General features: G+C 68.0%; 21 protein-coding genes. 11 read left to right on the top strand and 10 right to left on the bottom strand.

All coding sequences use genetic code 11. The annotated features are described in order from the left end of the window. Nucleotides 1–82: 82 nt before the first annotated feature. Nucleotides 83–1,171 (bottom strand): tetratricopeptide repeat protein, encoded by a 1,089-nt coding sequence (locus tag FBZ87_RS06775; RefSeq protein ID WP_145609555.1) that lies wholly within the window; start codon nucleotides 1,169–1,171, stop codon nucleotides 83–85. An 809-nt stretch (nucleotides 1,172–1,980) separates the two neighbouring features. On the opposite strand from FBZ87_RS06775, the gene FBZ87_RS06770 reads away from it, so the two are divergent. Further along, complete coding sequence (locus FBZ87_RS06770; RefSeq protein ID WP_186454617.1) at nucleotides 1,981–2,370, top strand: VHL beta domain-containing protein; 390 nt, start codon at nucleotides 1,981–1,983, stop codon at nucleotides 2,368–2,370. 64 nt (nucleotides 2,371–2,434) lie between these two features. Here the strand turns inward: FBZ87_RS06770 and FBZ87_RS06765 are convergent, their stop codons facing one another. Next, a complete protein-coding gene (locus FBZ87_RS06765) occupies nucleotides 2,435–4,141 on the bottom strand; it encodes a methyl-accepting chemotaxis protein (RefSeq protein ID WP_145609553.1) in 1,707 nt (568 codons plus the stop codon). A 425-nt stretch (nucleotides 4,142–4,566) separates the two neighbouring features. Here FBZ87_RS06765 and cimA point away from each other — a divergent pair, with 425 nt between their 5' ends. Next, a complete protein-coding gene (gene cimA, locus FBZ87_RS06760) occupies nucleotides 4,567–6,189 on the top strand; it encodes a citramalate synthase (protein ID WP_145609552.1) in 1,623 nt (540 codons plus the stop codon). A 31-nt stretch (nucleotides 6,190–6,220) separates the two neighbouring features. Then, nucleotides 6,221–7,027 (top strand): RNA methyltransferase, encoded by an 807-nt coding sequence (locus FBZ87_RS06755; protein ID WP_145609551.1) that lies wholly within the window; start codon nucleotides 6,221–6,223, stop codon nucleotides 7,025–7,027. A gap of 12 nt (nucleotides 7,028–7,039) precedes the next feature. Here FBZ87_RS06755 and FBZ87_RS06750 read toward each other — a convergent pair whose 3' ends face one another. Further along, a complete protein-coding gene (locus FBZ87_RS06750) occupies nucleotides 7,040–7,909 on the bottom strand; it encodes an AraC family transcriptional regulator (protein ID WP_145609550.1) in 870 nt (289 codons plus the stop codon). Nucleotides 7,910–8,041: 132 nt separating this feature from the next. Here FBZ87_RS06750 and FBZ87_RS06745 point away from each other — a divergent pair, with 132 nt between their 5' ends. From FBZ87_RS06745 to FBZ87_RS06725, 5 genes are all read left to right on the top strand, one after another. Further along, nucleotides 8,042–8,992 carry an alpha/beta fold hydrolase gene (locus FBZ87_RS06745; RefSeq protein ID WP_246134272.1) on the top strand — a complete coding sequence of 317 codons (951 nt, stop codon included), beginning with the start codon at nucleotides 8,042–8,044 and terminating at the stop codon, nucleotides 8,990–8,992. 62 nt (nucleotides 8,993–9,054) lie between these two features. After that, nucleotides 9,055–10,749 carry an amidohydrolase gene (locus FBZ87_RS06740; RefSeq protein WP_246134271.1) on the top strand — a complete coding sequence of 565 codons (1,695 nt, stop codon included), beginning with the start codon at nucleotides 9,055–9,057 and terminating at the stop codon, nucleotides 10,747–10,749. 55 nt (nucleotides 10,750–10,804) lie between these two features. Continuing rightward, complete coding sequence (locus tag FBZ87_RS06735; protein ID WP_186454616.1) at nucleotides 10,805–11,659, top strand: tetratricopeptide repeat protein; 855 nt, start codon at nucleotides 10,805–10,807, stop codon at nucleotides 11,657–11,659. Nucleotides 11,660–11,661: 2 nt separating this feature from the next. Beyond that, nucleotides 11,662–12,426 (top strand): tetratricopeptide repeat protein, encoded by a 765-nt coding sequence (locus FBZ87_RS06730; RefSeq protein ID WP_145609546.1) that lies wholly within the window; start codon nucleotides 11,662–11,664, stop codon nucleotides 12,424–12,426. 106 nt (nucleotides 12,427–12,532) lie between these two features. Beyond that, nucleotides 12,533–13,231 (top strand): peroxiredoxin-like family protein, encoded by a 699-nt coding sequence (locus tag FBZ87_RS06725; RefSeq protein WP_145609545.1) that lies wholly within the window; start codon nucleotides 12,533–12,535, stop codon nucleotides 13,229–13,231. Nucleotides 13,232–13,285: 54 nt separating this feature from the next. Here the strand turns inward: FBZ87_RS06725 and FBZ87_RS06720 are convergent, their stop codons facing one another. Together FBZ87_RS06720 and FBZ87_RS06715 are read right to left on the bottom strand one after the other, a co-directional pair. Beyond that, on the bottom strand, nucleotides 13,286–13,894 hold the full coding sequence (locus FBZ87_RS06720) for a hypothetical protein (RefSeq protein WP_145609544.1): 609 nt from the start codon (nucleotides 13,892–13,894) through the stop codon (nucleotides 13,286–13,288). Beyond that, a complete protein-coding gene (locus tag FBZ87_RS06715) occupies nucleotides 13,891–14,721 on the bottom strand; it encodes a MerR family transcriptional regulator (RefSeq protein WP_186454615.1) in 831 nt (276 codons plus the stop codon). Before FBZ87_RS06715 ends, FBZ87_RS06720 begins: the two co-directional genes overlap by 4 nt. Nucleotides 14,722–15,022: 301 nt before the next feature. On the opposite strand from FBZ87_RS06715, the gene rpsD reads away from it, so the two are divergent. After that, entirely contained in the window at nucleotides 15,023–15,637 is a 615-nt protein-coding gene (gene rpsD, locus FBZ87_RS06710) for a 30S ribosomal protein S4 (RefSeq protein ID WP_145609542.1), read from the top strand. A gap of 93 nt (nucleotides 15,638–15,730) precedes the next feature. Here rpsD and FBZ87_RS06705 read toward each other — a convergent pair whose 3' ends face one another. Both FBZ87_RS06705 and FBZ87_RS06700 read right to left on the bottom strand, forming a co-directional pair. Further along, on the bottom strand, nucleotides 15,731–16,285 hold the full coding sequence (locus tag FBZ87_RS06705) for a cytochrome b (RefSeq protein ID WP_211106859.1): 555 nt from the start codon (nucleotides 16,283–16,285) through the stop codon (nucleotides 15,731–15,733). Between the two features lie 18 nt (nucleotides 16,286–16,303). After that, nucleotides 16,304–18,799: a cation-translocating P-type ATPase gene (locus FBZ87_RS06700; protein WP_246134270.1), complete on the bottom strand. Its 2,496-nt coding sequence runs from the start codon at nucleotides 18,797–18,799 to the stop codon at nucleotides 16,304–16,306. Between the two features lie 247 nt (nucleotides 18,800–19,046). Here FBZ87_RS06700 and FBZ87_RS06695 point away from each other — a divergent pair, with 247 nt between their 5' ends. Next, a complete protein-coding gene (locus FBZ87_RS06695; protein WP_004272924.1) occupies nucleotides 19,047–19,436 on the top strand; it encodes a VOC family protein in 390 nt (129 codons plus the stop codon). Between the two features lie 476 nt (nucleotides 19,437–19,912). Next, entirely contained in the window at nucleotides 19,913–20,929 is a 1,017-nt protein-coding gene (locus FBZ87_RS06690; protein ID WP_145609540.1) for a sulfotransferase family protein, read from the top strand. A 28-nt stretch (nucleotides 20,930–20,957) separates the two neighbouring features. Here FBZ87_RS06690 and FBZ87_RS06685 read toward each other — a convergent pair whose 3' ends face one another. The 3 genes from FBZ87_RS06685 to FBZ87_RS06675 form a co-directional block, all read right to left on the bottom strand. Continuing rightward, on the bottom strand, nucleotides 20,958–21,248 hold the full coding sequence (locus FBZ87_RS06685) for a hypothetical protein (protein ID WP_145609539.1): 291 nt from the start codon (nucleotides 21,246–21,248) through the stop codon (nucleotides 20,958–20,960). Nucleotides 21,249–21,637: 389 nt separating this feature from the next. Further along, a complete protein-coding gene (gene grxD, locus FBZ87_RS06680) occupies nucleotides 21,638–21,976 on the bottom strand; it encodes a Grx4 family monothiol glutaredoxin (RefSeq protein WP_004272927.1) in 339 nt (112 codons plus the stop codon). Nucleotides 21,977–22,194: 218 nt separating this feature from the next. Further along, the gene (locus FBZ87_RS06675) at nucleotides 22,195–22,431 is read right to left on the bottom strand and encodes a BolA family protein (protein WP_040846404.1); all 237 of its coding nucleotides are present in this window, start codon (nucleotides 22,429–22,431) and stop codon (nucleotides 22,195–22,197) included. Nucleotides 22,432–22,548 lie beyond the last annotated feature (117 nt).

The raw sequence follows: 22,548 nt of genomic DNA, 5'->3' as shown, positions 1-22,548 counted from the left end.
GCCGAGTGCGTTTCTGATTAAACGCACTCGGCTCTAGACTTTAAAATTTCTGAGCTGGTGGCTATTTGAAATAAGTGTCAGTTCACCCCACCGGCGTCCTGGCCCTCAGTTCCCAGGCGCTGGCTTCCTCCGTCCGGCCCAGCTTGCGCAGGCAGGCGGCGCCGGCGGTGAGAGTGGCGGCCAGGCCGGCGGGGTCGCCGTGTTCGGCGGTCTCGGCGGCGTGGCGGTACCAGTCCATGGCCTCGTCGAAGCGGCCCATGCTGGCCAGGGTGTCCCCCACCGCCTGCAGGGCGTGGCACAGGCCCTCCAGGTTCACGCGCCCGGCGGCGTCGCCGTCCTCCACCGCCGTGACGGCAGCCAAGGCCCAGGGCAGGGCGTCGGCCGGGCGCTTCAGGTCCATCAGGCAGTGGCTGACGCGCAGGCGGGCGCGGCCGACGTCGTCGTGGTTGACGGGGGTATCGGGGGCGCCACGCTCCAGCGCCTGGACGCTGCGCTGGAACCAGACGAGCGCGTCCTCGACCAAGCCCAGGGCGTAGAGACAGTCCGCCATCAGGTGAAGGCTGGCGCCCAGGCTGGCGTGGTCCACGCGCGCGGTGCCGTCGCCTTGCTCCTTGGCTGCCACGGCCTGCTGCAGCCAGGGCAGGGCCTGGTCGGGCTGGCCCTGGCGCGCCAGGCAGGCGGCGGCCTGGTGCAGGCTGTGGCCCACAGCCTCGCGGTCCACCCGGCCCTGGGCATCGCCCCGGCTGGCGGCCTCCGCCGCTTGCTGGAACCAGGCCAGCGCCTCCGTATCCCGGCCCAGGCGGGCCAGGCAGGTCCCCACCAAATGCAGGCAGGCGGCCAGGTTGTCGCCGTGCACCAGCCCGTGGGCGTCGCCCTGTTCCGCCGCCGCCACGGCGTCCTGGAACTCCGCCAGCGCCTCGTCGATGCGGCCCAGGTCGTATAGGCAATAACCCACGTCATAGAGGATGCGGCCCAGGCGGTCCGCGTCCACGACCCCTTGGCCGTCGCCTTGCCGGGCCAGCAGGGCCGCGTGCTGGAAGACGGGCAGCGCGTCCTCGGGACGGCCCTGGTCGATCAGGCCGCGCCCCTGCCGATGGAACCCGCGGGAGTCCGGAAAGGCGGGATTCATGAAGGCGGGATCGGCGAAGGGAATTGCGGTGTGCGCCGGCATGCGAGGGGGGGCTTCCTGCGAAGGGGGCCGGTCAAAGGTGGGGACTGCCTCCAGGGCTGTCAACGCGCGGCCGGGGCGGGGGGCCTTCTGGGCAGGGGCGCCGGATCAAGGCTATGGAGGAAGGGATACGGCGCGCGCCATACGCCACCCCACGAAAGACCAAGGGGCCCCTGTAGTCCCCCCGCCGCGGTCCTTTCCCTTTCGATCAGGCTGGGGCGCAACCCGTGCCTCGTCCCTTCTTCTCGTTGACGTCAGGGGGCGCTGTCGCTCCCTCCCATTACGGCAAGAAGCCATCCAGCATAGGGCATGGGCCAGCGTCATCCACCGCCAGTCATGCCAACGTTCGGCCAGGAGAAGGTGGCAGGATAAAATCGATGCGCCGATTCAGCGGAGCCGTTAGCGCACGGTTTATTTTGACAGGAAGGATTCATCAACCGAAATGACGGATTCGGCGTCTCTATTCCCTGTGCAACGAAGGAACGTTAGACGGAAATTAGAATTATAAAGAACCTATACGGATAGAAAATTTCCGATAGCTCGGGTGGCGTGGCTGAATCCTGCCAGCCATCTGGTCTTCTGGGAGCTTCTGGCGTGCTGCTTTTGCGTAGTTGACCGAACTGATGTACAAATCAGTGGAATATGAGTAACTCCCCTATTGTGAGTGCCGTATGGCGGTTCGCTCGACTTGTCGGCATGCTCAATGCTTCAAGCGGATCCAGTAATAAAAAAAATTAGAAATTGGCAGAAGAGTTTCTGTGATCGCTATTTGCTTACGCGTAATGAAAATATCAGTATTGAGGAGATCGATCATGCGTAAATTCGCTTTCTTCTGCGCCCTCGCTTTCCCCCTGCTGTTCGCCTCGTATGCCAGTGCGCAGCAATGTGATAATCAGCAGGAGCCGTCGCCTCAGACGCGCGTGAAGTCCGGCCTGAGCCTGCAGAACACCACCAACAGCCAGATCAACGTGCTGTGGGCGGGATTTGACGGCGTCCTGACCCATTACACCACCCTGCAGCCCAAGCAGACGGCAGACTTCGTCACCTATGTCGGCCACATCTGGTATCTGGAGGCGTTCACGCCCAGTGGCGCCGTTTGCCTGGGCCCCATCCGCCCGGTGCAGGCCTCGGCCTGCAAAATGAAGATCTCCCTGCAGAGCGGCGATTTCGCTTACGAGCAGCAGGGCTGTCAGGTCGAATAAGCAAGCGCCGGCGGGCGGCGTCAGGCCCACAGGTCCATGCCGCCCTCCCATCTTCCCGGCCCCCTCACGCCGCCCGCACCGTCCCCAGAAACCGTTCCACCGCGCCGGTCAGCACGTCGGCGTGTTCCGCCAGCTTGCCGGACGTTCCCTTGATCTGGGTGGCGGCGCTGCCGGTGGTGGTGGCGGCGGCGCTGACCTGGGTGATGTCGCGCGACATGTCCTCGGTGCCGGTGGCGGCTTCGTTGATGCCGCGGGCGACCTCCCGCGTCGCGGCGGTCTGTTCCTCGACGGCCGACGCGATGGCCATGGCGATGTCGGCCATGCCGGTGATGGCGCTCTGCATGCCGGCGATGGCGGCGGCCGTGCGCTCGCTCAAGCCCTGGATGCGCTGGACCTGGGCGGTCACGTCCTCGGTCGCCTTGGCGGTCTGCGTCGCCAGCGCCTTGACCTCGCCGGCCACGACGGCGAAGCCCTTGCCGGCCTCCCCGGCGCGCGCCGCCTCGATGGTCGCGTTCAGGGCCAGCAGGTTGGTCTGCGCGGCGATGCCGGCGATGATTTCAACCACCTCGGTGACGCGGTTGGTGCTGTCCCGCAGCTGGCCCACCACCTCGGTGGAGGCGGCACAGTCGGCGATGGCGTCCTGGGCCTGCAGGCGGGAGCGTTCGACTTGGCGCGCGATCTCCTGCACCGTGGCGGCCAGTTCCTCCGACGCGGTGGCGACCATCTGCACGTTGGCCGAGGTTTGCAGGGCGGTGCCGGCGACGGCGCTGGAGCGGTCGCGGGTGACGCCCGCCGCCTCCGCCATGGACTCCGCCGTGTCCTTCATCTCGCGGGCGGCGGCGGCCAGGGCATCGATCAGGCTGGCCACCTGGGCCTCGAAAGCGTCCGCCACCGCGGCCTGGGCCGCCTTGCGCTCCCGCTCCGCCTGGGTGCGCAGGGCCGTCTGTTCCTGTTCCAGCCGCCGCACGGCCAGGGCGTTGTCGCGGAAGACGGACAGCGCCCGGCCCAATAGGCCGACCTCGTCCCGCCGCTCCTGCCGGGCCAGCACGGCCCCCTCCAGGTCACCGCGCGCCAAGCGGCCCAGCGCGTCCGCCATCGCGGTCAGGGGGCGGGCCACAGTGCGCGACATGGCCAGGATAACCACCAGCCCCAAGGCCAGGCTGGCGGCCAGCGCCCCCAGCACGGCGGTGCGTGCGGCCTCGCGGGTGGCGTTCGCCGTCCGCGCCAGGTCCTGCCCATGGCGGGCGTTCCATTCCAGCGTGTCCGTCAGGGGGCTGATCACGGCGCGGAAAGCGTCCTTCAGCGGGCCGGAGGCGAAGCTCTGCATGCCGGCATCGTCATGCGCGTCGATCAGGCCCACCAGCTTGGCGGTGGCGGCGGTGTAGCGCTGCCAAGCCTCGGTGAAGGTGCGCAGGGCGTGTCCGTCTGGGCTGTCGGCGTTGATGTTGGCGGCGTAATCGCGAATAGCCGTTTCCACCGCCGCCCGGGTCTTGGGGAAATCATCCTCCGCCCCTTTGACATCGCCGGCATCGTGCACGGCGGCGGCCAGTGCCAGACGCAGTTCCAGGCGGCGATAGCGGTTCAGGCTTTCCATCAGTTCCCCCAGCCGCACGGCGTTGGGCAGTGCCTGGCCGGCCAGGGCGTCCGTCGTCCGCCCCAGGCTGGCCTGGGTCCACAAGGAGGTGCCGCCCAGGGCCGCCATGAGGATCAGGACGGCCAGGAAGGAGAGGAGGACCTTGGCGCGCAGCGACAGGTTCAGCCAAAGCGTCATGGGCGGTTTCCTTGGAAAAGGGGACGGATGCCGGAACGGAGCAAATAAACAGCAAGGCGGTGGAGGCGCGGCCGCTCGAGCGAGTAAATTCGATAAAATTTTCGATATTAACTAGGATGGTCTTAGAAATTCCCTATGCAAAAAGTATAGGTGTTGAACAAAAGAACGCAAGAACCCTGTGTAAGGTTTCACCGATTTGATTGGTTAATTCTATTCGGCAGGTGTCGCCGGGTGTCACAGCCAATCACATCCGGAGGCGTCTGGCGGTTTTTACCAATGTCCCTGCGATCCATCTCCCGGTGTCGCCGGATAAAGGCGCACCGCGTCCGACAAGGCCGCCATGTCCGTCCTTGAGGGCTTCCAAGGTTGCTTCGTTGCGTGCGATGGGCCATTGTCGCAACTCCATTACGTTATCTGGCCTGGTTATGACCGATCGCCCCCGCATCTACCTATACGACACCACGCTGCGCGACGGCGCGCAGACCCAGGGCGTGGACTTCACCGCGGCCGACAAGGCGGCCATCGCGCGGGAACTGGATGCGTTGGGCATCGACTATATCGAGGGCGGCTGGCCGGGGGCCAACCCCACGGACGACGCCTTCTTCGCTGATCCGCCCCGCTTCAAGCGGGCGCGGCTGACAGCCTTCGGCATGACCCGCCGCCCGGGGCGCAGCGCCGGCAACGATCCGGGGCTGAACGCGCTGTTCAACGCCACGGACGGGGTGCCGGGCGCCGGTGTCTGCCTGGTGGGCAAGACCTGGGATTTCCATGTCGACGTGGCCCTGAACATCCCGCGCGGGGAAAACCTGGACCTGATCCGCGACAGCGTGGCGGAAACGGCCGCCCGGGGGCGCGAGCCGCTGTTCGATGCGGAGCATTTCTTCGACGGCTACAAGGCCAACCCGGACTACGCCCTGGCCTGCGTGCGCGCGGCATATGAGGGCGGGGCGCGCTGGGTGGTGCTGTGTGACACCAACGGCGGCAGCCTGCCGCACGAGGTGGAGGCCATCGTGGCGGCCGTGGCCCGGATCATCCCGGGCGACCGGCTGGGCATCCATTGCCACAACGACACCGAGAACGCCGTGGCCAACAGTCTGGCGGCGGTGCGCGCCGGTGCCCGCATGATCCAGGGCACCCTGAACGGCCTGGGCGAGCGCTGCGGCAACGCCAACCTCATCTCCCTCATTCCCACGCTGTCCCTGAAGATGGGGTATGAGACCGGCGTGGACGAGGAGGGGATGCGCCGCCTGGTCCATGTCAGCCGACTGCTGGACGACCGGCTGAACCGCGCCCCCAACCGCCACGCCGCCTATGTCGGCGAAAGCGCCTTCGCCCACAAGGGCGGCCTGCACGTCTCGGCGGTGGAAAAGGACCCCACCAGCTATGAGCATGTGCCGCCGGAGGCGGTGGGCAACCGGCGCCACGTCGTGGTGTCGGACCAGGCCGGCCGCTCCAACGTCCTGGCCCGCCTGCGCGAGGTGGGCATCAGTATCGAGCCTGGCGACCCGCGCGTGGGCGCCCTGGTGGAGGCGGTGAAGCGGCGGGAGTTCGAGGGCTACGCCTATGACGGCGCCGAGGCCAGTTTCGAACTGCTGGCGCGGCGCACGCTGGGCACCCTGCCGGACTATTTCCGCCTGATCTCCTTCCGCGTGCTGGATGAGCGGCGCTGGAACGCCCAGGGGCAGCTGGTGACCCTGTCGGAGGCGACCGCCAAGCTGGAGGTGCCGGGTGTGGCCGACGCCCTGATGACGGTGGCGGAGGGCAACGGCCCGGTGAACGCCCTGGACACCGCGCTGCGCAAGGCCCTGATCCCCGCCTACCCGCATCTGGACGGGATGCGGCTGGTCGACTACAAGGTCCGCATCCTGACCCCCCAGGACGGCACCAAGGCGGTGACCCGCGTCATGATCGAAACGCGGATGCCGGACGGCGCCCCCTGGGTTACCGTCGGGGTATCGGCCAACGTCATCGACGCGTCGTTCAACGCGCTGTTCGACAGCATCACCTATTGTCTCTACCGCGCGGGGGCCACCGTCCCCACCGCCTGAGGGACGCCAGCAGTTTCAGGACCCAAGTGCCATGAGTGGAACCGACCGCCGTATGCTCGCCAAATCCCAGGCTGAAGGGACGGAGGAGGGCGCGGGCCCGGCCGTCATCCTGGTGGAGCCCCAGTTGGGGGAGAACATCGGCACCGTGGCGCGGGCCATGCTGAACCATGGCCTGACCGACCTGCGCCTGGTGAACCCGCGCGACGGCTGGCCCAACGAGAAGGCGGTGTCGGCATCGGCCGGCGCCACCCTGGTGCTGGACCAGGCCCGCGTGTACGAGAGCACCAAGGACGCTATCGCCGACCTGCAGAAGGTCTACGCCACCACCGCGCGCCCCCGCTACATGGTCAAGACCGTGCTGACGGCGCGCGAGGCGGCGACGGAGATGCGGGCGCATGCCCAGGTGGGCCGCGGCGTCGGCATCCTGTTCGGGCCGGAGCGCACCGGCCTGGTCAATGACGACATCGCGCTGGCCGACACCATCATCACCATCCCGCTGAACCCGGGCTTTTCCTCCCTGAACCTGGCGCAGTGCGTGCTGCTGGTGGCGCACGAATGGTTCCAGGCGGGCTATGAAGGGCCGGAGCGGCAGCTCTACACCGGCAACTCCCGCCCCGCGACCAAGGAAGAACTGGTCAACCTGTTCGAGCACCTGGAGCTGGAGCTGGACGCCACCGGCTTCTACACCAGCGAGGAAAAGCGCCCCAGCATGGTGCGCAACATCCGCAACATGCTGCAGCGGGCGCACATGACGGAGCAGGAGGTGCGGACGATGCACGGGGTGATCGCCGCCCTCACCGGCCGGCGCAAGGACGGCGGGCCGGTGAAGGGGCACTGATCCCCACGCCCGTCACATGACCACGGGCACGTGGAAATCGATGAAGGCGCCGGGGCGGGTGGGCGCGAATTCGCTGTCGTAAAGCTCGAAGTCCGGGCTGTCCGCCACCCTCAGGCCCGATGCCGGGATCAACTCGCCCCAGATGCGGGCCATGGCCGCCTTGACCTGGGGGTGCAGGGGGCCGCCGTTCAGCGTGATGCGGAACACGGCGTAGGTCGCGGCGGGGATGCGCAGAGTGGTGAACCCCGCCGGCGGCGTGGCGTCCGGGGCGACGCTGACGCCGGCCATGTAATCGAAGCTGCCTTCCGAGCGGTCCGCCGCCCACACCACGCCATAGGTGGCCCAGCTGGGCTCCTGCTCGGCGAAGGGCAGGGCGCCGATCAGCGCCGGCCAGAGCTGGGGGATGGTAGCCTTGGTGGCGCCGTCGAAGCGCCGCGACGGGCCGGCGACGGTGAAGGCGTCCAGGGGGACCAGGTCGGGCAGTTGGATGACATCGACATCGGCGCTGTCGGGCAGGCTCATGGGATATTGTCCTTCAAAGGGGATGGCGGAATAGCCTTGCCGGAACCGGCCGGGCGAGACACCGAACAGGCGCCCGAAGGCGCGGGTGAACGCTTCCTGGGAGTCGAAGCCGCAATCGAACGCCAGGTCGATCAGGCGCGCCTCCGGCTCGGAGGTCAGGCGCCGCGCCGCCTTGACCAGCCGCCGCCCCCGGACATACGCCATGACGCTGCGTCCCATGCGGGCCGTGAACAGGCGGGAGAAATGATAGGGCGATAGCGCCATGCGGTCGGCGATGGCGTCCAGCGTCAGCGGCTGGTCCAAATTGTCCTCGATCCAGGACAAGAGGTCGGCGAGGCGGTCGGGGCGGGGCAGGGTCATGCCGGCACTATGACCAATGCCGACATCTCCGTCCTGACCGGTCTTGCTGTTTTGGGGGAGAGAAAGGCACCCTGTTGTCCTACCGGCCCCGATGGGGTGGCCAACGATGCGGGGAACCCAATGCGGTCAAGGATGATGATACGGGCGGCGATGCTGGCGGCCGCCTTGGCGATGGCGCCCTTTATGGCGCCGGGGGATGGGCACGCGGCCGATGCCGCGCAACCCGCCGCCGCCGGACGGGCGGCGAAGAGCGAGGCGCAGACCATCCAGCTGTTCGGCGCCTCCATCAAATATTACGAGGCGGGGCAGGGCCCGACCCTGGTGCTGGTCCACGGTTTGGGCAGCAGCGCGCAGGGCGACTGGGGCAAGGTGATGGCCGACCTCGCCAAGACCCACCACGTGCTGGCGCTGGACCAGCTGGGCTTCGGCGCCTCGGACAAGCCCATGATCGACTACGCCATCCAGACCTGGGTGGATTTCCTGGGCGAATTCCTGCGGCAGAAGAAGGTGACGGACTTCACCCTGATGGGCGAATCCCTGGGCGGCTGGATTTCGGCGCAATACACCATCCAGGCCCTGGACGGCATCGCCGCCGATCCCGCCTTCGCCCTGCCCAAGCCGTCGCGGCTGGTCCTGTGTGACGCCGCCGGCCGGCATGACACCATGGCCAAGGCCTTTGGCCCCAAGCCGGCGGGCGCCGACGCCCCGCCCCCCGCCGCCTCGCTGGCGGGGCAGAAGGCCATGCTGGGCGCCATCTTCCATGACCCGCGCTGGTCCACCGGGCCGGCGGCCCTGAAGCGCGGCTTCGCCTGGAGCCTGTCCAAGGGCGACGCCTGGACCATCCACGCCGTCTACAGCAACCCGGCGCTGCTGAACGAGGCGGTGGATGGCAGGCTGAAGGACATCACCATCCCCACCCTGGTGGTCTGGGGGGCGGAGGATAAGCTGTTGCCCCCGGCGGATGGCCAGTTCTACGCCGACGGCATTCCGGGGGCCAAGCTGGTCACCATCCCCGACAGCGGCCACGCCCCCATGATTGAGACGCCCAAGGCCTTCCTGGCGGCGGTGGAGCCCTTCCTCTAGAATTTGACCGCAAGAAAATCCCCTGTACCCTTGGCGGCAATGAAACCAAGGGGATGGGGATCATGATGCGAATGGGGCGGGTCGCGACGGCGGTGTCCGCGTTGGCGCTGCTGGCGGGCCAGATGGCGGCTCAGGCTTGGGCCGCGCCCACACTGCTGGTCAACGCCCTCATCCATACCGAGGATGCCGTCCACCCCACGGCCAGCGCCCTGGCCTGGGATGAAACCGGCATCCTGCTGGCGGTGGGCGACACGGCGGACCTGACCCAGCGCTATCCCGGCGCCGCCACGGTGGATGCCGGCGGCGCCCCCGTGGTGCCCGGCCTGATCGACGCCCACGGCCATGTGCAGGAGGAGGGGGCAGCGCTGCTGACCGCCGACCTGTCGGGCAGCACCAGCAAGGCCGAAATCCTCAACCGCCTGAAGGCGCAGGCGGCCAAGCTGCCGCCGGGCGATTGGCTGCAGGGCTGGGGCTGGGACCAGAACCGCTGGGCGGACAAGGCCTTCCCCACCGCCGCCGACCTGGACGCCGCCTTTCCCGACCGGCCGGTGCGGCTGGAGCGTATCGACGGCCACGCCGTCTGGATCAATAGCGCCGCGCTGCGTGTCATGGCGGCGCAACCCAAGGCCAAGAGCCTGGACGGCACCTGGCAGCCGCAGGGCGGCCGCATCGTGCGCAAGGGCAAGAAGGCCACGGGCGTGCTGATCGACAACGCCATGGACCTGCTGACCGAGGCCCTGCCGCCGCGCACCGATGACCAGATCCGCCAGAACTATAAGCTGGCCTTCGCCGAGATGGTGTCGCTGGGCCTGACCGGCGCGCATGAGCCGGGCATCGACCTGCAATCCTTCCGCGTGCTGCAGGACATGGCCGCCAAGGGGGAGGTGCCGGTGCGCCTCTACACCATGGCGGATGGCGACCATGAGGCGCTGGCCTGGCTGTGCACCCAAAACGGCGGCTACACCGACCCCAGCGGCCGCGTGCGCATGCGGGCGGTGAAGCTGTACATGGACGGCGCGCTGGGCAGCCGGGGCGCCAGGCTGCTGCGCCCCTACAGCGACGATCCCGGCAACAGCGGCATCTACGTCACCAACCCCGCCGACTATCCCCGCATCGTGGCCAAGGCTAAGGGTTGCCACCTTCAGGTGGCGACCCACGCCATCGGCGACGGCGGCAACCGCCTGGTGCTGGACACCTACGCCAAGGTACTGGGCGCCGACGCCAAGAGCGACCACCGCTGGCGGGTGGAGCATGCCCAGATCCTGACCCTGGATGATATCCCGCGCTTCGCCCAGCTGGGCGTCATCGCCTCCATGCAGCCCACCCACGCCACCTCGGACATGCCGTGGGCGGAAAAGCGCCTGGGCCATGATCGGCTGGCCGGCGCCTATGCCTGGCAGAGCCTGCGCCACGCCGGCGCGCGCCTGGCCCTGGGCTCCGACTTCCCGGTGGAGAAGGTGAACCCCATGCTGGGGCTCTATGCCGCCGTCACCCGCCAGGACCTGGCCGGCCAGCCCCCGGGCGGCTGGCTGCCCGACCAGAAGCTGACGCGGGAGGAGGCGCTGGCCGGCTTCACCCGCGACGCCGCCTACGCCGGTTTCATGGAAGGGGAGGTGGGCGCCCTGAAGCCCGGCCTGCGCGCCGACTTCGTCATCCTCAGCGCCGATCCCCTGACCGTGGCCCCGCGCCAGATCGCCGACATCAAGCCGCTGTCCACCTGGGTGGACGGCAAAAAAGTGTATGCGGCCGGGAAATAGGATTTGGCGCGCCTCTGGAGTTGCGCCCCTGGTGTGTCGCAATCGTCCTGATAGAATGATCGCCAACGTGCGACGATCGCATGGGATGGGGATGGGGGGAGCGATGCGCGCCGGGGTGTTTGCTGTTCTGTTGATGACGGGTCTGGCCTTTTCGACTGCTTCCGCATGGGCACAGGATCAAGAGACCGCTCCGCCCGTTCAAATCCCCGCCCAAGGCCAGGCGGCGCCAGCACCCGTTGATCCCAAGCCCGCTGATTCCAAGAAGGCTGCGGAAGAGGCTGAAGACCAAGCCATGCTGCGCGTCATCGGCGAAGGGGTGCAACTCATGCGCTCTGGCCAGCCGCGCCAAGCCATCGCGTTCTTCGACCAAGTGATCGCCACTTATGAGGTCCGTTACAAAGACAACCCGGACAGGCTGTACTGCGGTAGCAGCCCTGCCGAGATTCTGGCGTACATGCTATTGGCGGCCAGCCAGAAACCGACGAAATCGGCTCACGCCGTGCCAAACACCTGGGGCGCCGCCTATTTCTTCAAAGGCTTCTCCCTCGTGGAACTGAAAGATCTGGACGCTGCCAAGGCTAGTCTGGAGCGGGCCCGCGACCTGTCACCGTATAACCCTCATTATCTGAACGAGCTGGCCAACATCTATAAGTCGGAGAAGAACTGGCCCCTGGCGTTGGAGACGTATCAAGCGGCGAAAGAGCATTCCGCCGTCTTCGCTCAAAGTAAGGAAAAAGAGGAGCAGGTGGCCCTGCATGGCATCGCCTTCATTTACTCCGAGACCGGCAAGCTGGATGAGGCCGAGGCCATCTACAAGCAGTGCCTGGCGAAGAACCCGCAGGACGCCTACGCCCAGCACGAGCTGGACTATGTGACGCAGCAGAAGGCCAAGCAGGCGCAGGTTCATTGAAGATGCGGGGCGGTACCAGCCACCCCTTGCCGATCCTGGCCCTGCTGGCTTGTGCCGCCTGCGCCGGGCCGCCGGCGGGTGGGACGACCGCCCCGCCAGTCAAAGCACCGTCGGTCGCCCCTTCCTTGCCCACCGCCGATCTGACCCCTGACCCGGTATTGGGCAAGGCCTTGCTGGAGGGGCTTTTGGCGGTGCGGGCGGGGGATGCCCGGCGGGCGGTGGATGGCTATTTCAATCCGGTCATCAACGCTTATGAACGGCGCTACAAGGCGGTGCCGGGGCGCCTCTACTGTGCCCGCAGCATGGAAGAGGCTGCCCGCTACATGAAGGACGCCCTGCGGGCGCATCAGCCGGCACGGGTGGTGGAGGCGGGACTGGTCCTGGCTTATGTCTACCGGGCCCGGGAACTGATGATACTGGATGACCCGGCGGGAGCGCAGGTGGGGCTGGAGCGGGCGCGGGCCCTGTCGCCCGCCAACGCCGCTGTCCTGCTGCAGTTGGGGGCCGCGTACAAGGCCCAGCGCATGTTGCCTCAGGCACAGGAGGCCTACCAGGCGGCGGTGGACTCCGCCGACCTGTCGCCACCGGAAACCAGACCGCAGGAAACGGCCGACGCCTTTTATGGTCTGGGCAGCACCTACGTCGCCATGGGCCGCTTGGATGAAGCCGAGGCGACCTACCAGCGCTGTCTCAAGGTGCTGCCCGGCAATGCCCTGGCAGAGATGGAACTGAAAGAGATTGAGCGCCAGCGGGCCCAGGGCCATTGAGGCGGGCACTTCATCCCGGCCAATAAGACGCTCAAGGATTACTCGGGTTTCTCAAGAGTCCGTCGCTGGCACAGTGGCGGCAACCGTCAAACCTGGGAGCCCGTCCATGATCCAATCCGCCGAACCCACCCTGACCCAGCTGTTCGCCGATCTGCACGCCCACCGGGTGGCGACCATGGATCCGGCCCAGCTGCAGATCAACATCGACCAGCGGCGTGAACTGGTGGAGACGGCGGATCGCAGCGCCTTCGTGCGGCCGGGCGACCGGCTGGTGGGCGAGGTGCTGCAGGATGTGGAGGGCGGCACGCTGCACCTGGGCGCGCTGCTGGCCCGGGGGCCGGTGGCGCTGGTCTTCTTCCGCTTCGCCACCTGTCCCGCCTGTAACATCGCGCTGCCCTACTACCAGCGCCATCTGGAGCCGGGCTTGCGCGCCCTGGGCATCCAGCTGGTGGCGGTCAGTCCCCAGGTGCCGGAGCGGCTGGTGGAGATCAAACGCCGCCACGACCTGACCTTCACCGTCGCCAGCGACCGCGACAACACCCTGGGCCGCCGCCTGGGCATCGTCTTCACCGCCAACGCCGCCTCCCAGGCCAGCCAGTTGGCCAAGGGCACCTCGCTGGGGGAGGTCACGGGCACCGGCACCTGGGACCTGCCCATGCCCGCGGTGCTGCTGCTGGACCGCGACGGGGTGGTGCGCTACGCCGACGTCACCCCGGATTGGCTGGCGCGGACGGAGCCCGGCCCCATCCTGCAAGCCGCGCGCACCTTGGCGTTCCAGGATGCCGCCCGCCGCGCGGCGGAATAGCCAACCGTCCCATCATCCCTGGGCCATCATCCCTGGGCCATCATCCCTGGGCCATCATCCCTGGGCCAGGCGCGCCCTGTCGCCGCGTGGTGACGGGCGCGGCAGATCTTCCATTGCCAGGCGCACGGTGGCGACGGCCAGCGGCGTCACGGCCAGGGTCAGCAGCAGGTAGACGCCGCCGATGGCCAGGGTGTAGCCGGGCATGCTGCCCAACTGCCGTGCGCACCAGCCCACCAGGTCGCCCAGTGGGCCGGGGCCGTTCTCCGCCAAGCTCCAGTTGTTGGCGGCGGCGAGCCCGCGCAGGGCCACGAAGGCCTGGGCATAGGCGATGGCATGCAGGGGGGCGCGGTCCAACCGTCGCCACGGGTTGACGTAGAATCGCAGGAAGGAGCGTCGGGGCCGGCGCAACCAGTGCGGTTCCACGTCATGGGCGTGTGCGATGCCGAAGAGATAGAGTGCGGTCAGGAAGGCGGCGCCCAGGCCGGTGGCGATCCAGGATCGCGCCAGGGCAAGGCCGTCCGGCGACGCCAGGAAGCTGTTGCCCTCATGGACGCCATAGGCGCGCAATGCCAACAACGTCGTCCAGATGTCGGCGCCGCTGGCCAGCAGATAGGCGAGCAGGTATTGCAGGGCGGATAAGGCCAGGCGGCTGCGTCGGGTCATGCTTTCTCTCCCGGCAAGGTCGTGGGCGGCGTGGTGGCCAACGCTTCGGTCAGGAAGGCGAAGGCGGCCGACAGGGGGGAGGCGGTCTGGAAGTCCTGGGCCAGCTGCCGCATGTCGGTTCCGAAGGTGGCGGACAGCGCCTCGCCGTCGGCTTCCCCCACCAGGGCCACGATCTCCCGCCACTCCCGCGCCAGTTCCCGCACGGCTGGTGACGCGGCGGTGTGGTTGGCCTGGCGCAGGCGGTCGGCGGTGGTCAGCGCCTGCGAGATGCGGTGGCGCAAGGTGGGCAGGTCCACGCCCGTGCCCATCAGCCGTTCCGCCATCGACACGCGCAGGCGAGCGATCTCCGGCTCCAGGCCCCGGCCCTCCGCCAACTCGGTCAGCAGGCGGCGCACGTCGTCGGTGGTCAGCGTCTGGGGGGCGGTGGCCTGGCGGGCCAGGTTGATCAGTTCATCCACCGACAGGAGCTCGCCCGCCGCCAGCCGCTGACGGGCGTGCGTCACGGCGTCCAGGCGCTGGCGCAGCGCCGCGATCTGCTTCTCCAGATGGCGGCTTTGCAGGTCCACGATTTGGGCCAGATCGGCGCCATGCCCGGCCAGCACCTCGCCGATCTGGCGTAGCGACAGGCCCAGGCCTTTCAGCGCCAGGATCTGGTGCAGCCGTGCCAAGTCCTCGCGGGTATAGCGGCGCCAGCCGCCGGCCCGCCGTTCGGGCGTCAGCAGGCCGGCGCGTTCATAGACGCGCAACGCCTTGGGCGTGACGCCCAGTTTGGCGGCGACGTCGCCGGGGCCGAGGCCGGCGGTGGCGGGGGGCTTTCTCTGGTCCATAAGGCCAGCGTAGAACCGGACCCAAGGTCCGGTGCAAGCGCCTCTTGCCCTCCTTCCGCACGATCCGCTAAACCGGCGCCGCATGGGCCGCCTGCGGCCGGCGCCGGTGCATGGGCTGCGGTTTCCGTTGACTTGGCCGGCGTCGTGCTTATAGTGCCGGCCTTCCCTTCCCGGGAAGGTGGGTCCGGGGATCTCTCCCCTTGTCCCCGTCCATGGGTTCCGATCCGGATTGTTGCCGGATAGGGGCGCCATGGAACTACCGGGACAACAAGCCGCGACAGCGGCACTCTGGAGCTTAGAGATGAGCAAGCGTTTAGAGTCCAAGTACAAGATTGACCGCCGCCTTGGCGTCAACCTGTGGGGCCGTGCCAAGAGCCCGGTCAACCGCCGCGAATACGGCCCCGGCCAGCACGGTCAGCGCCGCAAGAAGCCGTCCGACTTCGGCCTGCAGCTGATGGCCAAGCAGAAGCTGAAGGGCTACTACGCCAACATCGGCGAGCGCCAGTTCCGCCGCATCTACCAGGAAGCCGTCCGTCGCAAGGGCGACACCGGCGAGAACCTGATCCAGCTGCTGGAGCGTCGTCTGGACGCCGTGGTCTACCGCATGAAGTTCGCGCCGACGCCGTTCGCGTCGCGCCAGATCATCAACCACGGCCACATCCTGGTGAACGGCAAGCGCCTGAACATCGCCTCCTACCGCGTGAAGGACGGCGACGTGATCGAGGTCCGTCAGAAGGCCAAGCAGTTCGCCATCATCCTGGAGGCCGCCGCCTCGGGTGAGCGCGACATCCCCGAGTACGTGCAGGTCGATACCGGCGCGCTGAAGGGCACCTTCGTCCGCGCCCCGAACCTGGCCGACGTGCCGTACCCGGTGACCATGGAACCGAACCTGGTGGTCGAGTACTACTCGCGCTAATCCAGGGTCCTCCGGGAACCGACAAGATCAGGCCGCGCCCCTCGGGACGCGGCCTTTTCTTTTGGCGCGACCCGGCTGGCGCGGCCCGGGCCATCAGCTCCGGTGGCGGAGACGGGGCGTCATGCGGTCCATGATCCGGTCACGCCACAGCACGACATGGGCGGCCACGGCGGCCACGTGCAGGCCGACCAGGAGCAGCAGCACGGTCACCAGGGTTTCATGCACTTCGCCCAAGGCCCGGCCGACGGTGGAGCCCGTGGCCACCAGGGCCGGCAGGTCCAGGATGCCGAACAGGGTCACGGGCCAGCCGCGCCGCGACGCGTCGGCCCATCCGGTCAGCACCAGGGCGAAGACCAGCAGGTACAGCAGGCCGTGGACGGCCGTCGCCGCCCTATGCTGCCAGCGGGGCAGGCTGGAATTGGCCGGCGGCTGGGGCGTCAGCACCCGCCAGGCCAGGCGCAGGGCCATGATCGCGCCGATGGCCACGCCGAAGGACAGGTGCAGGTTGACCAGGCCCTCCGGCGGCATGCCGCGGCGCAGCTCCGGCATGGTCCAGCCCAAAGCGTATTGCACCACCAGCAGGGCCACCACCAACCAGTGGAACCCCTTCATGGCGCCGCCGTACTCGGCCAAGGGTGTGCGATCCATCTGTTTCCTCCTTCCAGGTCAACGGCGCAGGTGATCGGCCCAAAGGGGCTTCACCATCTCCAGGGCCAGCACCATGACGACGGCGGCGGCGAAGGCCACGGCCAGGTCGTCGGCATGCAGGGGCCCGAAGGCGAACAGGGCGGCCGCGGGCGGCCAGGCGAGGGTGGCCGCCATGACCGCGCCCATGACCGCCAGCACCGTCCATAGCGCGGTGTTGGGCCGCAGCAGCGCCGTCAGCGGCGACGCCGCGAAGGAGCGGTTGACCAGCACCAGGCCGAAATTGATCAGCATGAGGGCGACGAAGGCCAGCGCGCGGGCCTGGTCGGCCGGCATGCCGCCGTTCAAGGCCGCCATGAACAGCACCGCCACGACGGCGAAGGCGACGATGCCCTGGGCCAGGCTCCACAGCACCAGCGCGCGGGAAAACAGGGTGCTGCCCGGCGGGCGGGGTGGCCGGCGCATGATGTCCGCCTCCGACCGTTCCGCTTCGAAGACGATGGAGCAGACGGGGTCGATCACCATTTCCAGGAAGGCGATGTGCACGGGGGTCAGCAGCAGCGGCAGGTCCAGCGCCAGCGGCAGCAGCGCCAGGCCGGCAATGGGCACGTGGACCGCCAGGATGTACCCCATGGCCTTGCGCAGGTTGTCATAGATGCGCCGTCCCAGCCGGATGGTGTGGACGATGGACCCGAAGTCGTCGTCCAGCAGCACCAGGGACGCCGCCTCGCGCGCGACATCCGTGCCACGGCCGCCCATGGCGATGCCGATGTCCGCCGCCTTCAGCGATGGCGCGTCGTTCACGCCGTCCCCGGTCATGGCCACGATCTGGCCGTCCGCCTGCAGGGCCTTCACGATCGCCAGCTTGTGCGCGGGGCGGGTGCGGGCGAACAGGGCGGCCCCCCGGATGCGCGCCGCCTGTTCCCGGGGCGGCAGGCCGTCCAGTTCCGCCCCGGTGACCAGGCCGTCGGCCAGGCCGGCCTGGACGGCGATGGCGCGGGCGGTTTCGGGATAATCCCCCGTGATCATCACCACGCGGACGCCCGCCGACAGGCAATCCCGCACCGCCGCCGGCACCTCCGCCCGCAGCGGATCGCTGAAACCCACCAGGCCCAGCAGGTGGCAAGGATAATCGCGGCGGTCGGCGGGCAGGGGGACTGGCGTCTCGCCGCCGGCGACGGCCAGCACGCGCATGCCGTCGCGGGCCAGGCCGTCCACAGCGCGCAGCATCGCCGCATGCGCGTGCGGGTCCAGCCGGCACAGCGCCGCCACCGCCTCCGGCGCGCCCTTGGCCGCCACGATGGCCCCGCCCTGCGGCGGCTGCCAGACCTGGGTCACCGCCGGCAGGCCCGGCTCCAGCCCATGTTCCCGCACCAGGACCCAGGAGGGCTCCGGCGGGTGCAGGCCCAGGCGTTGGCCCAGGTCGCGGAAGGCGCGCTCCATGGGATCGAACGGGTTGGGGGCGCTGGCCAGGATGCCATGCCACACCAGTGTGCGGGTGGCGGCGGCCTCTGTATCACCAGGCGTCAGGCGTCGCGCCAAGTCGCCGGCGTCCCGCATCTCGGCGATGGCCATGCGGTTTTGCGTCAGGGTTCCGGTCTTGTCCGTGCACAGCACCGTGGCGGCGCCCAGCGCCTCGATCGCGGCGGCGCGGCGGGTCAGGACCCGCGCCCGCGACAGGCGCCACGCCCCCATGACCATGAACACGGTCAGCACCAGGGGGAACTCCTCCGGGATCATCGACATGGTCACGGCCAATCCGGCGAGCGCGCCTTGCAGCCAGCTTCCCCGCGCCAGGCCGTAAAGCACCATGACCAGGACGCTGACGGCCAGCCCGGCCACGGCCACGCCGCGGACCAGGCGGCGCGTCTGCCGGTTCAGGCGGGTGGGCTCCGGATGGATGCCTCCAAGGGCCAGACCGATCTTGCCGATTTCGCTGTGACGGCCGGTGGCGACGGTGGCGCCGCAGCCGCGGCCGCGCACCACCAGGGTGCCGGAAAAGGCCAGGGGCAGGTCGTCGCCCCCCGGGGCGGCGGCAGCGTCGTCCGGGCCGCCGGGGCGTTTGCGCACCGGCGCCGATTCCCCGGTCAACAGGGATTCATCCACCTCCAGATCCTGGGTGGACAGGAGGTGGATGTCGGCCGGCACCCGGTCGCCTTCCTCCAGGAACACGATGTCGCCGGGCACGACCTCCCGTCCCGGAATGCGGACGCGCGCGCCATCGCGCAGCACCTGGGCCCGGGGGCTGGTCAGGGTGCGCAGCGTGTCCAGCACCCGCTCGCTCCGGCTTTCCTGGGCGGCGGCGATGCCGACCGACGCGGTGGCGAAGGCCACCAGCATCAGGCCTTCGCGCAGGTCGCCCAGCACCAGGTAGATAAGGGCGCTGGCCACCAGCAGGCCGAACATGGGTTCGGCCAGGATACCCAGCAGGATGCGGAGGAAGGGGCGCCTGTCCGGCCGGGGCAGTTCGTTGTAGCCCTCGGCTGCCAGGCGCCGTGCCGCTTCCGTGGCGGACAATCCGACGGTCGGAACTGGGTCACGCGGCATCATGGCACCGGGGCGGATGCGGTATTCAAGCGGTGGTTAGTGTGCCGCGATGCCGGGGCGGGGGCCTTGATTCAGGTCAGGGCGACGGGGGAATACCCGCCGCCCCGCGCCTCTTTGCCGCGCGGCCATCCGGGGCGTGGCCTTTTCTTTTGGTTGTAGCGATGCGATGCTGCGCCATCACACCAGCAGAGGCCGGCAGGGCCAGCGGGGGAGCGGGATGGAACGGGTCACGGGCATCGGCGGCGTCTTCATGAAGGCGCGGGATGTGAAGGCGTTGAGCGCGTGGTACCGCGACGCCCTGGGCGTTCCGCTCAGCCCGTATTTCGCCGGCGCCAAGTTCAGCTGGCCGGAGGGGCAGCGTCCCGACCGGCCGGGCACCACCGCGTGGAGCCTGTTCCCCGAGGACAGCACCTACTTCGCCCCGTCCACGGCGCCCTTCATGATCAATTTCCGGGTAGACAACCTGGATGCCATGCTGGCGCAGCTGCGGGCCTTCGGCGCCGCCGTGGATGAGCGGGTGGAGCAGAGTGAATTCGGCCGCTTCGGCTGGGTCATGGATCCGGAAGGCAACCGGGTCGAGCTGTGGGAACCGCCCCCCGGCAAATAGTCCTGCGTTCCTTAACCCCGCGTTCCGTCTGCCCGCCGGCGGACTTCTGCGCCTGTCGGCAGCTCGGCCCTGCGCTTGAGAGATGCCTGGGCGGAGGCTGCCCGCCCGCCATTATCCTATCCAAAAAATTAAACCTGCTGGCTTTGCGTTGGCGGACGTGTGCACGCCTGGGTGGAAGGATGTGGCAGCGTTCAGGCCAAGGCCTAGGCCAAATTAAATAATGTTTGCAATATGGATAGTCTTATTTTGTGTGACCTATAACGATGGTCGTGCTTCGTGTATATCTAATGGATGGCCGGGTTACTGGAATCCTAGACGGAAGAATCCGCCCCTTGATCATAAATGAAAGCAGGATCTTTAATTTCCAAACGTAACAGGAAAGTCACGAAGAGAACCTGTGACTTGTGGACGCATCCCAGCCTGGATTGATCCGTGGACGGTGCTGTTCGCCCAATCACTGTAATGGGGATTTGGTCTTGTCGAACGCCTATGCCAAGAATTGGGACAGTCAAAGTCGTGCCGGTGCCCCGGTGTCCCCCCGCGCCCGGCCTGTCCACAGCCAGGTTGGCACGATAGAACGGCTGCGGCGGCGCTTCGCTGATTTGCCGGCGCCGGTGATCGTCTATAACAAGTCGCATTCCGGCAGCCGGCTGCTGGCACAGATGCTGGACGACCAGGGCGTGTTCATCGGCGGCAAGCTGAACGAGTCCAACGACGCCATGGCCATTCTGCCCCTGGTCGAGCGGCTGGTGGAGGACTATTACCCCGATTACCACGCGCTGTGGGATCAGGAATGGCCCACCGACCTGGAGGCCCTGTTCGTCACCGCGATGATGGAGCATCTGGCGGGCTATGACGGGCACTCGCCCTGGGGCTGGAAGCTGTGCGAGACGACCTACATCGTCCCCATCATCGCCGCCGTCTTCCCCGAGGCGCGTTTCATCCACCTGCTGCGCGATGGGCTGGACGTGGCCTTCAGTGACCATGTGCCGCCTCAGGCCCGCTTCTGGCGCAAGGTCTACTTCAATAATGGCGACATCCAGGGCTGGCGCGGCCTGTCCATGACCAACCGCGCTTATGTCCGCCGGCCGCACGTCTATAACGCCCTGCACTGGATGAATTCGGTGGAGGTGGGGCGTACCTACGGCGCCATGCTGCAGGAACGCTACCTGGAGGTCCGGTACGAGGATTTGTGCCAGGACTTCATCCCCACCTCCCGCCGCATCCTGACCTTCATGGGGCAGGGGGCGGACGAGGCCGCGCTGATGAGGCGGTCCGCCTCCGTGCGCAAGGGGGCGATCGGCAAGCACCATCGCCACCGCCGGCAGCGGCGCCAGGTGGTGCGCTTGATCGAGCCCACGCTTTTGTCCCTGGGGTATCTGGAGGCGCCCAGCCAGCCCACCCTGATGTGGCGCCTGCGGGAGCGCTGGTACAGCGTGCTGCGTGAGGCGGGCAAGGCCTGGGACCGGCTGCGGAGGCGCCGCCACGGGTAGGATGCCCGGGTGGGAGGACGGCAGGGGATCAGCTGGCGGCCTTGCTCAGGCGCCGGCGGTTGGCGCGCACCTTGCGGCGGTAATGGGCCAGCACCTTGGCGGCGGCGCCATCGGCGGTGGCGCCCAGGCCGCCGGTCAGCGCCCGCATCTGCAGGTCCAGGCCGGCGGCGATCTTTTCGCTGACCATGCGTTGCGCCTCCGTCTGCGCCGCGGCTCCGCCGGCCGCCAGTTTCATGGTGCGCAGGGTGATGACCTGCAAGGCTTCCATACCCAGCAGCCAACTGTCGAAGCCATTGCGCATCCAGGCGTTCTTCGCCATCGGTGTCTCCGCGATTGGGGGCGAGCCCGACTTAAACGGGGCGCGCCCCATCTTTGTTCCGACACTCTCATTGCCGTCACCTGGAACAAAACCCGGCTTCGCGAGGTTTCAGTCGGCGTTGGCCCAGTCGTGTGGGGCCGCTCTCAAGAACTGAGAGATCGAGAACCAAAATACAAGGAGATCGCGGCGATGCGATATGGGCTGTTATGGCTGCTGGGGGTGCCGTTACCCGTCCTGATCATCATCTATCTGATGTTTCATTAAGGGCCTGGTGTTCCATAAAGGGACGGCGCCGCGACCGCGTCAGGCGGCATTCCAGCGTGCTTAAAGCGAAAGGGCCGCGCCCGGCATCCCGGGGCGGCCCTTCGTCAATTTTCAGCCCTGGGTGATCAGGCGGCGGCCTGGGCGGCGACGCCCTTCTCGGCCAGCAGCTGCACCAGCTCACCCGATTCATACATGTCCCGGATGATGTCGCAACCGCCCACGAACTCACCCTTCACATACAGCTGCGGGATCGTGGGCCAGTTGGTGAATTCCTTGATGCCCTGGCGCAGGGCCGGGTCGACCAGGATGTCGATGCCCTTGAACTTCACGCCCAGGTGGCTCAGCACCTGCACGACGGCGGCGGAGAAGCCGCACTGCGGGAAAACGGGGGTGCCCTTCATGTAGAGCACGACGTCGTTTTCGGTGATGTCGCGGCGGATGCGCTCTTCGACGGTCTTGTCCATGTACGATCGATCCTCTGGTGCCGGGGCCGCCTTCCTCACGCGGGGAAGATGGTCGGCGGTCTAACCAAGCCGGCCAAATGGGGCCGGTGTTGCTGGCGACCATGATACCGCTGGCGGCGGCTTGGTTCACCCAACAACGTGTACCCATCATAAATGAGCGCGCGCCGGGCGTCTGTCCAGAGGGAATAGCCGGCGCATCGCCCCGCGATGTTCGCGGATCAGTCTTGCGTGGCCGCCGTGGTCAGGGCCAGGGCGTGCAGTTCATTGCCCATGCGGCCGCCAAGGGCCGCGTAGACCATCTGGTGCTGCGCCACCCGGCTCTTGCCCTTGAAGGCCGCCGCGGTGACGTAGGCGGCATAATGGTCGCCGTCGCCCCGCAGATCCTCGATACGCACCTCGGCGCCCGGAATGCCTTCCCGGATCAGGCGCTCGATTTCAGAGGCGTCCATGGCCATAAGTTATTTCCTTTCTATGTTCCCTCAGGCGCCGGGCGGCCGCATCCGCGGCCTTGGCTTGTCCTTGCTGCGCCCTGCGGTACTCGCTCCGGCGCCCGCAGTCGCGGGCTACGCTGG

The sequence above is a fragment of the Nitrospirillum amazonense genome (assembly GCF_007828035.1).
Lineage (GTDB): Bacteria > Pseudomonadota > Alphaproteobacteria > Azospirillales > Azospirillaceae > Nitrospirillum > Nitrospirillum amazonense.
The sequence above is the reverse complement of the archived record's forward strand: the minus strand, read 5'-3'. Positions and strand labels throughout refer to the sequence as shown.

Excerpts from the sequence above, each read along its gene's own strand:
- FBZ87_RS06775 (WP_145609555.1), bottom strand. The coding sequence starts at position 1,171 with ATGCCGGCGCACACCGCAATTCCCTTCGCCGATCCCGCCTTCATGAAT.
- FBZ87_RS06770 (WP_186454617.1), top strand. The coding sequence starts at position 1,981 with ATGCGTAAATTCGCTTTCTTCTGCGCCCTCGCTTTCCCCCTGCTGTTC.
- FBZ87_RS06765 (WP_145609553.1), bottom strand. The coding sequence starts at position 4,141 with ATGACGCTTTGGCTGAACCTGTCGCTGCGCGCCAAGGTCCTCCTCTCC.
- cimA (WP_145609552.1), top strand. The coding sequence starts at position 4,567 with ATGACCGATCGCCCCCGCATCTACCTATACGACACCACGCTGCGCGAC.
- FBZ87_RS06755 (WP_145609551.1), top strand. The coding sequence starts at position 6,221 with ATGAGTGGAACCGACCGCCGTATGCTCGCCAAATCCCAGGCTGAAGGG.
- FBZ87_RS06750 (WP_145609550.1), bottom strand. The coding sequence starts at position 7,909 with ATGACCCTGCCCCGCCCCGACCGCCTCGCCGACCTCTTGTCCTGGATC.
- FBZ87_RS06745 (WP_246134272.1), top strand. The coding sequence starts at position 8,042 with ATGATGATACGGGCGGCGATGCTGGCGGCCGCCTTGGCGATGGCGCCC.
- FBZ87_RS06740 (WP_246134271.1), top strand. The coding sequence starts at position 9,055 with ATGATGCGAATGGGGCGGGTCGCGACGGCGGTGTCCGCGTTGGCGCTG.
- FBZ87_RS06735 (WP_186454616.1), top strand. The coding sequence starts at position 10,805 with ATGATCGCCAACGTGCGACGATCGCATGGGATGGGGATGGGGGGAGCG.
- FBZ87_RS06730 (WP_145609546.1), top strand. The coding sequence starts at position 11,662 with ATGCGGGGCGGTACCAGCCACCCCTTGCCGATCCTGGCCCTGCTGGCT.
- FBZ87_RS06725 (WP_145609545.1), top strand. The coding sequence starts at position 12,533 with ATGATCCAATCCGCCGAACCCACCCTGACCCAGCTGTTCGCCGATCTG.
- FBZ87_RS06720 (WP_145609544.1), bottom strand. The coding sequence starts at position 13,894 with ATGACCCGACGCAGCCGCCTGGCCTTATCCGCCCTGCAATACCTGCTC.
- FBZ87_RS06715 (WP_186454615.1), bottom strand. The coding sequence starts at position 14,721 with ATGGACCAGAGAAAGCCCCCCGCCACCGCCGGCCTCGGCCCCGGCGAC.
- rpsD (WP_145609542.1), top strand. The coding sequence starts at position 15,023 with ATGAGCAAGCGTTTAGAGTCCAAGTACAAGATTGACCGCCGCCTTGGC.
- FBZ87_RS06705 (WP_211106859.1), bottom strand. The coding sequence starts at position 16,285 with ATGGATCGCACACCCTTGGCCGAGTACGGCGGCGCCATGAAGGGGTTC.
- FBZ87_RS06695 (WP_004272924.1), top strand. The coding sequence starts at position 19,047 with ATGGAACGGGTCACGGGCATCGGCGGCGTCTTCATGAAGGCGCGGGAT.
- FBZ87_RS06685 (WP_145609539.1), bottom strand. The coding sequence starts at position 21,248 with ATGGCGAAGAACGCCTGGATGCGCAATGGCTTCGACAGTTGGCTGCTG.
- grxD (WP_004272927.1), bottom strand. The coding sequence starts at position 21,976 with ATGGACAAGACCGTCGAAGAGCGCATCCGCCGCGACATCACCGAAAAC.
- FBZ87_RS06675 (WP_040846404.1), bottom strand. The coding sequence starts at position 22,431 with ATGGCCATGGACGCCTCTGAAATCGAGCGCCTGATCCGGGAAGGCATT.